The sequence below is a fragment of the Serratia sp. JSRIV004 genome (assembly GCF_019968705.1).
Taxonomy (GTDB): Bacteria; Pseudomonadota; Gammaproteobacteria; order Enterobacterales; family Enterobacteriaceae; genus Chania; species Chania fonticola_B.
Window position 1 is genome coordinate 2,250,970 of sequence record NZ_CP074140.1, and the last position, 11,611, is coordinate 2,262,580.

An 11,611-nucleotide genomic window follows, 5' to 3' on the forward strand; every position below is an offset into this window, starting at 1 on the left:
GATCGAAAAGTTCTACCCGTTGCTAGAAAAATAAAAAAATATTTCGCCGTAGCGGCACTTCTCAGATCGCCTTGCTACCCCATTAGTCCTGGCCAGATCACCACGATGAGCGAGCCTGCCAAGGTTAACAACACGTTAGCGATGGCGTAGGTGCCTGCATATCCCAACGCAGGAATATTACTACGTGCAGTGTCACTAATGATTTCCATCGCCGGGGCGCAGGTACGTGCCCCCATAATGGCACCAAATAGCAGGGCACGGTTCATGCGCAGAATGTAGGCACCGAACAGGAAGCAGATCACTACCGGTACCAGGCTGACGATCAAGCCTGCGATCAGCATCTGGCCACCTACTGCGCCAAGGGTATTGCCGATACCTGCCCCTGCGCTCAGGCCCACACCAGCCATAAACACCATCAGGCCGAACTCTTTCACCATATTCAACGCGCCCTGAGGGATATAACCAAAGGTCGGGTGGTTGGCACGCAGGAAGCCCAGCATGATGCCGGACATCAATAGCCCTGCGGCGTTGCCGATACCAAAGGAGAAGCTGCTGGTGAACTGAATGGTGATCTGGCCGATCAGCAGGCCGATGATAAAGAAGGCACAGAACGCCAGCAGATCGGTAACCTGGCTATGAATGGAAATAAAGCCGATCTTCTCTGCCACGCTTTTTACCCGGCGGGCATCGCCGCTAACCTGCAGCACATCGCCTTTGTTCAACACGATGCTGTCATCGATCGGCATTTCAATCTGGCTGCGGATCACGCGGTTGAGGAAGCAGCCATGATCGGTCAGCTTCAACTGGCTCAGGCGCTTGCCTACCGCATTGCTGTTTTTGACCACGATCTCTTCGGTTACGATGCGCATATCCAGCAGATCCCGGTCGAACACTTCCTTGCCGTTACGGAAGCTTGGGTCCAGGCGTGCGTGAGCATCAGGGTAGCCGACCAGTGAGATTTCATCCCCGACCTGTAACACCGCATCTCCGTCCGGGTTGGCCAGAATGCCGTTGCGGCGAATCCGTTCGATGTAGCAACCGGTTTGGCGGTAAATGCCGAGCTCGCGCAGGTTCTTGCCGTCTGCCCAGGCAACCAGTTCCTGGCCAACGCGATAGGCGCGGATCACCGGCAAATAAACCTTGCGCTGGCTATCGGTATCCAGGCCGCGCTCACGGGCGATTTGTTGGGCAGAGGTAGAGAGGTCCTGATGCTGCAGTTTTGGCAGATAACGAGCGCCGAAAATCAGGCTGACCAGGCCAATCAGGTAGGTCAGGGCGTAGCCCAGGCTCAGATGGTCTTGGGCTGCAAGCAGTGCCGGGCCGCTGGTGATGGTATTACGTAGCGTATCGCCTGCACCCACCAATACCGGTGTGGAGGTCATCGAACCGGCGAGCATACCGGCGGTAAGGCCGATATCCCAGTGGAACAGCTTACCGAGTCCGATGGCGATCACCATCGCTGAACCGACCATCACCAGCGCCAGCATGAAGTAGTTTTTGCCGTCGCGGAAAAAAATTGAGAAGAAATTGGGACCCGCTTCAACGCCGACGCAAAAAATAAACAGCATGAAACCGAGGCTTAACGCTTCGGTGTTAATGGCAAAGTGCTGCTGGCCAAGCAACAGCGAGACCACTAAAACGCCAATGGAATTACCGAGTTGAACGGAGCCAAGACGAACCTTTCCGAGGCAGAGCCCCAGGGCGAGTACCACAAACAGTAACAGGATGTAGTTACCGTTTAACAAACTTGCGACGTTTATGTTCACGGGGGATAACTTATTGTTTACCAGTAAGTTCTTGATAAAGAACACTATAAGAGTTAGATTCAGCCATAGAGTATATGGATAAAGCTTAGATAACAACCAACCATCGGAAGGCGATCCGAACCATCGAATGGCGGCGCTTATTCTAGTCGCTATCACGTATGACAGCCAGCATAAAGCTGTGTCGGCATACGTATTTAACCCTTTTTGACCAAGGAAAAAGTTCAGCCAGCGCTGTCGATTTCGGCTGTGTGTCGCAGGGTCGGTGCGATAGGCTGTGTTTTACGATGTAGTCAGCGGTCACATCGCGATATCCGTCATTTTCGGGTATGGAGGGGAGAGGTGGATGGTAAGTTATCGATACTGGGTGGGCATTTTTAGCTGTTTTCTACTGTTTAGTCTGGTTTTTCTGGGCCTGAAGAGCGGTGCCGTCGGCGTGACAGAATCCGAGCATCATGGTGAAACCGGCCTGCTGTTGTTTATTATTCCCGGTTTTATCGCCAGCTATTTGTCGAGCAAGCAGCGTATTCTGTGTCCCTTGCTTGGCGCACTGTGTGCGGTACCGCTGTGTTTACTCATTCGCCACTTTTGGTTGACCCCCGGCCATTCGTTTTGGCAGGAGTTAGCTTATGCGGTCAGCGCCGTATTCTGGTGTGTGTTGGGTGGGATGTTGTATTTATTAATGCGCATGGTGTTCCATGCGTGGCAACAGTTCTATCGGCAGCAAAAACCCTAATCGTAAAAAAGGCCACCTGAGTTCGGTGGCCTTTTTTGTTCGAGCTTGAAGCTTACTGGAACAGGTTCAGGTTTTCTTTGGCGTAGGCTTCAAAATCGGTGCAGCCGCCAATGTGGGTCTGATCGATAAAGATTTGCGGCACGGTTTCTACCGGTTTGCCCACGGTTTTTTCCAAATCGGCCTTGGTGATGCCTTCGGCGTGGATATCAACATAACGGAAGTTGAAATCGTCACGCTCTTCAGTCAATTTCTCTGCCAGCTCTTTAGCACGGACACAGTAAGGACAGCCCGGACGCCCGAAGATTACAGCAAACATGTAACACTCCTAGTCTGTTATTAATCATTAACCGTTATTGTAACGACATTCCTTCCGTCATAAAAAGACTTCAGTTGCGCAATCACTCACGTCATGGCGCTTACTATGCCCGTTGGCTGAGCTAAAAAAAAGCAGGATCTGCCTCTTGGTCTGATTTATAGAACCGATTAATCAACTAGAGCTGTTGCAGCGATGGCGAATTTACTACACTGGACACAGTGAGTCTGGAGAAAAAAATATGCGTTCATTCGGTGACTTACCGCGTTCTGTGCTGGTGCTTGAAGGATTGGGCATGGTGCTGTTGATACTCTCTTATCTGAGTATTCATGACTACGTCCGCTTACCGGGTATGCTGGCTTCGCAGCAGGCGGCGGTTGGCATGATCTTTCTAGGCGTCTTCATGATGGTTCCTGCAGCCGCGTTTTTGGTCTGGCGTGTGGTTCAAGGGTTCGGCCCGCTACTGCGCGGTGGCCAGCCGCCGCAGAACGATCGGCGTACCCCGCCAAAAGATAAACAAGACCAGGGACCGCAAGACTAAACGCGGCTATGGGGAATGCCTGCCAATGCAGGTGATAACGCCTTTAGGGGTGACGAGTGAAAATTGCCATTCTTTCGCGCGATGGTTCGCTGTACTCATGTAAAAGACTGCGTGAGGCTGCAGAGCAGCGTGGGCACCGTATCGATGTTATCGATCCGCAGTCTTGTTATATGAATATCAACCCGGCGGCACCGAGCATTCATTATCGTGGCCGCCGGTTGGAACATTACGATGCGGTGATCCCGCGTATTGGTTCCGCTATTACCTTTTATGGCACTGCCGTGCTGCGCCAGTTTGAACTGCTCGGCAGCTATCCACTCAATGAGTCAGTGGCCATTACCCGCGCGCGTGACAAACTGCGTTCGCTGCAACTGCTGGCGCGCCAGGGGATTGATCTGCCCATTACCGGCTTTGCGCATTCACCGGATGACACCGGTGATTTGATCGAACTGGTGGGCGGCGCACCGCTGGTGGTGAAGCTGGTTGAAGGGACGCAGGGGATCGGCGTGGTATTGGCCGAAACTCGCCAGGCGGCGGAGAGCGTGATCGACGCCTTTCGTGGCCTGAACGCCCATATCCTGGTGCAGGAGTATATCCGTGAAGCCAATGGCTGTGATATTCGCTGCCTGGTCGTCGGCGGCAGGGTCGTTGCAGCGATTGAACGTCAGGCAAAGCCTGGGGAGTTTCGCTCGAACCTGCACCGTGGTGGCACGGCTCGTAAAGTGCATATTACCGGCAAGGAACGCGCTACGGCGATCAAGGCCGTAGAGACGCTGGGGCTGGATGTTGCCGGGGTTGATATCCTCCGTGCCGATCGTGGCCCGCTGGTGATGGAGGTGAATGCGTCACCGGGGTTGGAAGGCGTTGAAACCACCACCGGGTTGGATATTGCCGGCATGATGATTGAGTACATTGAACAACGAGCCCGACCTGGCTTTCGTCTGAAATCTGGCGGATGAGAAATGGTGCTTTCCTCTGTTGCGCCAAGCGTATACGGGGGATAGCAGGTGCGGACATGTTGTGCGATGTGACCGTATTAGTGAATTAAGCGCCTTTGATCGTGGCATCTCGATTGAATATTCCGTAAGCTATGCGCCTTTTCATGTCATTGAACCCTGTGAGGCTGGTAATTTATGGATTCACTCATCGTCCCCGATTTGGCGTTATTACGACGTTGGTTGGATCAGTTGGGGATCTCGTTTTTTGAATGTGACTCTTGCCAGGCGTTACACCTGCCGCACATGCAAAACTTTGACGGCGTATTCGATGCCAAGCTCGATCTGGTGGATAACGTGATCCTGTTTTCCGCGTTGGCCGAAGTCAAGCCAACCGCACTGATCCCGCTGGTGGCCGATCTCAGTCAAATCAATGCCAGCTCGCTGACCATCAAGGCCTTTGTTGATATACAAGACGATAACTTGCCAAAGCTGATCGTTTGCCAGTCTTTGAGCATTGCCGTGGGCGTGGCCCATGAGCAGTTTGCCCACTTTATGCAACAGGGCGAAGAACAGATCTCGATGGTGATCCTGGAAGCCAGGGCGAACGATCTGCTGTTTATGGGTGATGAAGAAGAGAACCCGGCTACCGTAGCCAGCCAACCGATGCTGCATTAATCTTCGCTGTACATTATGTGTGCCGCAGATCTGGCGGCACGCAGCCCGGACTTTCCTCCACAACCAGATATTCTGCGTTTCTCCCCTGATTGCCAGATATTTCTCGTCTTTTAGGCCGTTATTGCCGCATCACATACAGACCCCGTGCATAATTAATCGATAAACGGCGTTTTTTACCCTGGAGGCTGGCACCGTCTGGCAACTCCGGTTATGCTGCTGATCTTGCTAAAGGCTCACGCTCCTGTTTGTGACCTCGTGGGCTGGCAGGTGAGAAAATCGCATGCAATCAACTGCATAGCTATTCACTCGCGATCGCAACGATTGCGCTCGGCTAATCAAAGGCGTTGTATCCTTTCAGGATACAAATTTACCCCTTGTTTTGGAGGAAGTTACGGATGGTCACCCAACGTAAAAAGTGGTTATCGGGTGTGGTTGGCGGCTTGCTGATGACGGCTTGCCTCACCGCGTCGGCCGCAGACAATACGCTGCACATCTACAATTGGTCCGACTACATTGCGCCGGATACCCTGGCCAAATTCCAGAAAGAAACCGGCATCAAAGTGGTGTATGACGTCTTTGATTCCAACGAGGTTCTGGAAGGCAAACTGATGGCGGGCAGCACCGGTTATGACTTGGTGGTTCCTTCCTCCAACTTCCTTGAGCGCCAGTCCAAAGCCGGTATTTTTGAAGCGCTGGACAAGAGCAAGATACCTAATTACAAAAACCTTGATCCCGAGATGCTGCAACTGGTTGCGCATAACGACAAGGAGAATAAGTACGGTATCCCTTACATGATGGTGACCACCGGCATTGGCTATAACGTCGATAAGGTCAAAGCGGTGCTGGGTAAAGATGCCCCGGTCGATAGCTGGGATCTGATCCTCAAGCCAGAAAACCTGGAGAAGCTGAAAAGCTGTGGTGTCTCCTTCCTGGATGCGCCAAGCGAAGTCTATGCCACCGTCTTGCACTATTTGGGTAAAGATCCTAACAGCACCAGTGCGGAAGATTACACCGGTGCGGCCAACGATCTGTTGATGAAGCTGCGGCCGAATATCCGCTATTTCCACTCGTCCCAGTACATCAACGATCTGGCTAACGGGGATATTTGCGTGGCCATTGGCTGGTCTGGCGATATCATGCAGGCTGCCAACCGTGCCAAGGAAGCCAAAAACGGCGTCAATGTGGCCTACTCCATTCCAAAAGAGGGGGCGCTGACCTACTTTGACATGTTTGCGATGCCAGCCGATGCCAAAAACAAAGATGCGGCCTACCAGTTCCTGAACTTCCTGCTCAAGCCAGAGGTGATCGCGGATATCAGCAATCACGTGTTTTATGCCAACGCGGTGAAAGACGCCACGCCGCTGGTGAATGCCGAGGTGCGTGATAACCCGAACGTTTACCCGCCGGCAGATATTCGCGCCAAACTGTACACGCTGAACGTACAGTCGCCAAAACTTGACCGTGTAGTTACGCGGGCATGGACTAAAGTTAAAAGCGGGAAGTAAATACCCGATTCTGATGATCGGCAGGCGGGGTTAACCCGCCTGCATTGCCATTTTGGGCCATGGCAATTGCTGTGGTTGTTCGTACTGCTTTAGCCGGAGAGCACCCCGATTGAACGACGTTATCCCTCGTCCGCTAGCCAAATCGCAGAAGGTGTTCACCCCTCTGCTGGAAATCCGTAACCTCACCAAAACCTTTGACGGCCAGAATGCGGTAGAAGACGTCAGCCTGACGATCTACAAGGGCGAAATCTTTGCGCTGTTGGGGCCTTCTGGCTGTGGAAAATCGACGTTGCTGCGCATGTTGGCCGGTTTTGAACAGCCGACGGAAGGGCAAATTGTCCTCGACGGTCAGGACATGTCCCACGTGCCGCCATACCAACGCCCGGTCAATATGATGTTCCAGTCCTATGCGCTGTTCCCCCATATGACGGTGGAGCAGAACATCGCGTTTGGCCTCAAGCAGGACAAAATGCCGCGCGCGGAAATCAACGAGCGCGTCACCGAAATGCTTACGCTAGTGCATATGCAGGAATACGCCAAGCGTAAGCCGCACCAGCTCTCCGGGGGGCAACGCCAGCGTGTGGCACTGGCACGTAGTTTGGCAAAACGACCAAAGCTGTTGCTGCTGGACGAACCGATGGGCGCGTTGGATAAAAAACTGCGCGATCGCATGCAGCTGGAAGTGGTCGATATCCTGGAGCGCGTGGGCGCGACCTGCGTCATGGTCACCCACGATCAGGAAGAAGCGATGACCATGGCTGGCCGTATCGCCATCATGAACCGCGGCAAGTTTGTGCAAATCGGTGAGCCGGAAGAGATCTACGAGCACCCGAACAGCCGTTTCAGCGCCGAGTTTATCGGTTCGGTCAACGTGTTCGATTGCGTGTTGCAGGAGCGGCGAGACGATGCATTGATCTTGCAAAGCCCCGGTTTACGGCATGCGCTTAAGGTCGATCCTGATTCATCGGTGGTAGACGGTGTGCCTATTCAGGTCGCTCTGCGCCCGGAAAAGATCATGCTGTGTGAGGAAGTGCCAGAAGACGGCTGCAACTTTGCGGTGGGTGAGGTGGTGAACATCGCCTATCTAGGCGATCTGTCAATCTACCACGTGAAGTTGCTTAGCGGGCAGATGATCAGTGCGCAGTTGCAGAACGGCCATCGCTTCCGCAAAGGCATGCCGACCTGGGGTGATGAAGTGCGCCTGTGTTGGGACACCGACAGCTGTGTGGTTCTGACGGTGTAGTTGAGAAAGTGAGGAGTAACTGTCATGACATTGCTTTCTGAACGTTCGCCGGAGCCTCCGGCAAGAGTACCCGGCCCGATTAAGGCGTTTATCCAACGTTTGCAGATGGCCCATGGCCGCAAACTGGTGATCGCGCTGCCGCTGCTGTGGTTGCTGCTACTGTTTATGCTGCCGTTCCTGATCGTGTTCAAGATCAGTCTGTCTGAGCTGGCTTTGGCGGTACCGCCTTATACCGATCTGATGAGTTGGGCAGACGGCAAACTCGATATTGCGCTGAACTTTGCCAACTACCTGCAACTGACCGATGACCCGTTATACATCGATGCCTATCTGCAATCCTTGCAGATCGCGGCGGTTTCAACGCTGTGCTGCCTGGTGATCGGCTATCCGCTGGCGTGGGCGGTGGCGCACAGTAAACCGTCGACCCGCAACATCCTGCTGCTGTTGGTGATCCTGCCTTCCTGGACGTCATTCCTGATCCGCGTGTATGCCTGGATGGGGATACTGAAGAACAACGGGGTGTTGAACAACTTCCTGATGTGGCTGGGGGTAATCGATCAGCCATTGGTGATCCTGCATACCAATCTGGCGGTATATATCGGCATCGTTTATTCCTATCTGCCGTTTATGGTGTTGCCAATTTATACCGCGCTGACGCGTCTTGATTACTCGCTGGTTGAAGCCTCGCTGGATCTGGGGGCCAAGCCGTTGAAAACCTTCTTCAGCGTGATCATGCCGTTAACGCGGGGCGGTATTATTGCCGGCTCGATGCTGGTGTTTATCCCGGCGGTGGGGGAGTTTGTGATCCCGGAACTGCTCGGCGGGCCAGACAGCATCATGATTGGCCGCGTGCTCTGGCAGGAGTTCTTCAATAACCGTGACTGGCCGGTCGCCTCGGCGGTTGCTACCGTGATGCTGCTGTTGCTGATTGTACCTATTCTCTGGTTCCACAAGCACCAGAACAAGGAAATGGGAGGGCAGGGATGAATAACTTGCCGGTAGTGCGCTCACCGTGGCGCATAGCGATTCTGGTGGTTGGTTTCACCTTCCTGTATGCACCGATGCTGATGCTGGTGATCTACTCGTTCAACAGCTCCAAGCTGGTTACCGTATGGGCGGGTTGGTCGTTCCGTTGGTATATCGAACTGTTCCATGATTCGGCGATGATCAGCGCGGTTGGTCTGAGCTTGACCATTGCGGCGGCTTCCGCCACGGCGGCGGTGATCCTCGGCACCATTGCCGCGATGGTGATGGTGCGCTTTGGGCGTTTCCGGGGGTCGACCGGGTTTGCCTTTATGCTCACCGCACCGCTGGTGATGCCAGACGTGATCACCGGTTTGTCGCTGCTGCTGCTGTTTGTGGCGATGGGGCATTCCTTTGGTTGGCCTTCTGAGCGTGGGATGTTTACCATCTGGTTGGCGCACGTCACCTTCTGTACTGCCTATGTGTCGGTCGTTATCAGTTCGCGCTTGCGTGAGCTGGATCGTTCGATCGAAGAGGCAGCGATGGATCTGGGTGCTACACCGCTGAAAGTGTTTTCCGTGATCACCTTGCCGATGATTGCCCCGGCGCTGATCTCGGGCTGGATGCTGGCGTTTACTCTCTCGTTGGACGATCTGGTGATTGCCAGCTTCGTGGCCGGGCCTGGGGCTACCACCTTGCCAATGCTGGTATTCTCCAGCGTGCGGATGGGGGTTAACCCGGAGATTAACGCCTTGGCGACGCTGATCCTGCTGGTGGTTGGGATCCTCGGGTTTATTGCCTGGTGGTTTATGGCGCGGGCGGAAAAACAGCGTGCGCGTGAGCTGCAAAGGGCCGCTCGTGGCTGATGCTGCTGACGATTAATCGAGCTTTAAGCGCCGCCTGACCAGGCGGCGTTTTATCTTCTACTGCCTGGTAAGTAAGTTTTTATCCGCGTTGGGTGGTACAATCTGCGCCCTCATTGGTCATCCTGATTTAACGGTTACTATTCATGCATTGCGCTTTGTACTCGGCGGGCACCTGCCGTTCCTGTCAGTGGCTGGAAAAACCTTATCCCCAGCAACTGGAAGAAAAACAACATCATCTGCAATCCTTGCTGGCGGATCGCGATGTCGCGCAGTGGTTGCAACCGGTGACGGGTGAACAGAGTGCATTTCGTAACAAGGCGAAAATGGTGGTCAGCGGTAGCGTTGAGCGGCCGTTGCTTGGCATGTTGCACCGTGATGGCACGCCGGTAGACCTGTGTGATTGCCCGTTGTATCCGGTCAGCTTTGCTCCAATTTTCGCGGTATTAAAAGACTTTATCCCTCGCGCCGGGTTAACGCCTTATAACGTGGCGCGCAAACGTGGCGAACTGAAATATTTACTACTGACGGAAAGTACCTTCAGCGGCGGCCTGATGCTGCGCTTTGTACTGCGTTCCGAAAGCAAGCTGGCGCAACTGCGTGCGGCCTTGCCTTGGTTACAAGAACAGTTGCCGCAGTTGAAGGTGATCGCCGCCAATATTCAGCCAGTACACATGGCGATCATGGAAGGTGAGCATGAAATCCCGCTGACCGAACAGCAGGCGCTGGAAGAGCGATTCAACCAGGTGCCGTTATACATTCGCCCGCAGAGCTTTTTTCAAACCAATCCGCAGGTGGCCAGCCAGCTGTATGCCACCGCACGGGATTGGGTACGGGCGCTAGGTATCGCCAGCATGTGGGATCTGTTCTGTGGCGTTGGCGGCTTCGGGTTGCATTGCGCACAGCCGCAAACCAGGCTGACCGGCATTGAAATCAGCGCCGAGGCGATAGCCTGTGCCAAACAGTCCGCGAAAACCCTCGGCTTGCAGCAGGTGGATTTCCAGGCGCTGGATTCGACCCGATTTGCCACCGCCGAGGGAGAGGTTCCTGAGTTGGTCTTGGTGAACCCGCCGCGCCGGGGGATTGGCAACGAGCTGTGTGATTATCTCAACCGCATGGCGCCGGGTTATATTCTTTATTCCAGCTGTAATGCGTTAAGTATGGCGAAGGATTTAGCGATGCTGCCGGATTACCGCGTTGAACGTGTACAGCTATTTGATATGTTCCCGCATACTGCCCATTACGAAGTGTTGACGCTACTGGTGCGGAAATAATGGCCCTCCAGTGAGGGCCAGTAGTCTAGCGGAGGGTATTACTGTGGGAACCACTTATCGTTGATTGCCTTGTAGGTCCCATCCGCCTTGATCGCGTCCAGCGCAGCATTCAGCTTGGCCAGTAGTGCCTGATTGTCCGGGCGTACGGCAATGCCCAGGCCGGTGCCAAAGTACTGCGCATCGGTTACGTGCTCGCCTACGGCAGCCAGTTCCGGGTTATTCTTCAGCCATTCATTAACCACCGCAGTGTCACCGAACACGCCATCGATACGGCCATTCTTCAACTCCAGCACGGCGTTTTGGTAGCTGTCATAAGACACGGTATTGATTTCCGGGTGCTTGTCCTGCATGTATTTTTGATGCGTGGTGCCGTTTTCCATCCCCAGCTTTTTGCCTTTCAAATCCGCCAGCGTAGTGAACTTGCCTTTCTGAGCAATGACGATAGCCGAGTTGGCATAATAGGGCTGGGTAAAGGTTACCTGCTTGCTACGCTCTGGTGTGATGTCCATACCGGAAATCACCGCGTCATATTTTTTAAATTTCAGCGCGGCGATCAGGCTGTCAAAGGCCTGGTTGGTAAAGGTGCAGTCGGCCTGCATTTGCTTGCACAAGGCCTTGGCCAAATCGATATCAAAACCGACGATCTGGTTATTGGCATCCAGAGATTCAAACGGCGGGTAGGTCGCTGAAGAGGCGAAACGGATGGTGTCTGCGGCGGCAGCGTTAAAGGTGATCCCGGCGAGAAGGGTGGCGGCAAGTAACAGCTTTTTCATCGGTACGGCTCCTGTCGTAAATTT

General features: G+C 53.9%; 12 protein-coding genes. 9 read left to right on the forward strand and 3 right to left on the reverse strand.

All coding sequences use genetic code 11. The features are described 5' to 3' along the window. Positions 1 to 74 precede the first annotated feature (74 nt). Positions 75 to 1,766, reverse strand: coding sequence for an aspartate:alanine antiporter (locus KGP21_RS10775; RefSeq protein ID WP_037375189.1), 1,692 nt, complete (start codon positions 1,764 to 1,766; stop codon positions 75 to 77). 343 nt (positions 1,767 to 2,109) lie between these two features. Here KGP21_RS10775 and KGP21_RS10780 point away from each other — a divergent pair, with 343 nt between their 5' ends. Further along, positions 2,110 to 2,499, forward strand: coding sequence for an inner membrane protein YbjM (locus KGP21_RS10780; RefSeq protein ID WP_021804982.1), 390 nt, complete (start codon positions 2,110 to 2,112; stop codon positions 2,497 to 2,499). A gap of 52 nt (positions 2,500 to 2,551) precedes the next feature. Here the strand turns inward: KGP21_RS10780 and KGP21_RS10785 are convergent, their stop codons facing one another. After that, the gene (locus KGP21_RS10785) at positions 2,552 to 2,815 is read right to left on the reverse strand and encodes a GrxA family glutaredoxin (RefSeq protein ID WP_021804981.1); all 264 of its coding nucleotides are present in this window, start codon (positions 2,813 to 2,815) and stop codon (positions 2,552 to 2,554) included. Between the two features lie 238 nt (positions 2,816 to 3,053). On the opposite strand from KGP21_RS10785, the gene KGP21_RS10790 reads away from it, so the two are divergent. The 8 genes from KGP21_RS10790 (at position 3,054) to rlmC (ending at position 10,814) form a co-directional block, all read left to right on the forward strand. Beyond that, positions 3,054 to 3,353, forward strand: a complete 300-nt coding sequence (locus tag KGP21_RS10790) for a YbjC family protein (protein WP_021804980.1) — start codon at positions 3,054 to 3,056, stop codon at positions 3,351 to 3,353. A 56-nt stretch (positions 3,354 to 3,409) separates the two neighbouring features. Beyond that, a complete protein-coding gene (gene rimK / locus KGP21_RS10795) occupies positions 3,410 to 4,312 on the forward strand; it encodes a 30S ribosomal protein S6--L-glutamate ligase (RefSeq protein WP_021804979.1) in 903 nt (300 codons plus the stop codon). A 174-nt stretch (positions 4,313 to 4,486) separates the two neighbouring features. Continuing rightward, positions 4,487 to 4,966 carry a YbjN domain-containing protein gene (locus tag KGP21_RS10800; RefSeq protein ID WP_223538117.1) on the forward strand — a complete coding sequence of 160 codons (480 nt, stop codon included), beginning with the start codon at positions 4,487 to 4,489 and terminating at the stop codon, positions 4,964 to 4,966. Between the two features lie 395 nt (positions 4,967 to 5,361). Then, positions 5,362 to 6,471 (forward strand): spermidine/putrescine ABC transporter substrate-binding protein PotF, encoded by a 1,110-nt coding sequence (potF, locus tag KGP21_RS10805; RefSeq protein ID WP_021804977.1) that lies wholly within the window; start codon positions 5,362 to 5,364, stop codon positions 6,469 to 6,471. 109 nt (positions 6,472 to 6,580) lie between these two features. Next, positions 6,581 to 7,714 (forward strand): putrescine ABC transporter ATP-binding subunit PotG, encoded by a 1,134-nt coding sequence (potG, locus tag KGP21_RS10810; protein WP_021804976.1) that lies wholly within the window; start codon positions 6,581 to 6,583, stop codon positions 7,712 to 7,714. Positions 7,715 to 7,738: 24 nt separating this feature from the next. Next, positions 7,739 to 8,701: a putrescine ABC transporter permease PotH gene (gene potH / locus KGP21_RS10815; protein ID WP_021804975.1), complete on the forward strand. Its 963-nt coding sequence runs from the start codon at positions 7,739 to 7,741 to the stop codon at positions 8,699 to 8,701. Continuing rightward, positions 8,698 to 9,543, forward strand: coding sequence for a putrescine ABC transporter permease PotI (gene potI / locus KGP21_RS10820; RefSeq protein ID WP_223538141.1), 846 nt, complete (start codon positions 8,698 to 8,700; stop codon positions 9,541 to 9,543). Before potH ends, potI begins: the two co-directional genes overlap by 4 nt. 143 nt (positions 9,544 to 9,686) lie before the next feature. Further along, positions 9,687 to 10,814 carry a 23S rRNA (uracil(747)-C(5))-methyltransferase RlmC gene (gene rlmC, locus KGP21_RS10825; protein ID WP_223538144.1) on the forward strand — a complete coding sequence of 376 codons (1,128 nt, stop codon included), beginning with the start codon at positions 9,687 to 9,689 and terminating at the stop codon, positions 10,812 to 10,814. A gap of 38 nt (positions 10,815 to 10,852) precedes the next feature. On the opposite strand, the gene KGP21_RS10830 is transcribed toward rlmC, so the two are convergent. Beyond that, entirely contained in the window at positions 10,853 to 11,587 is a 735-nt protein-coding gene (locus KGP21_RS10830) for an arginine ABC transporter substrate-binding protein (RefSeq protein WP_021804972.1), read from the reverse strand. Between the last annotated feature and the right edge of the window lie 24 nt (positions 11,588 to 11,611).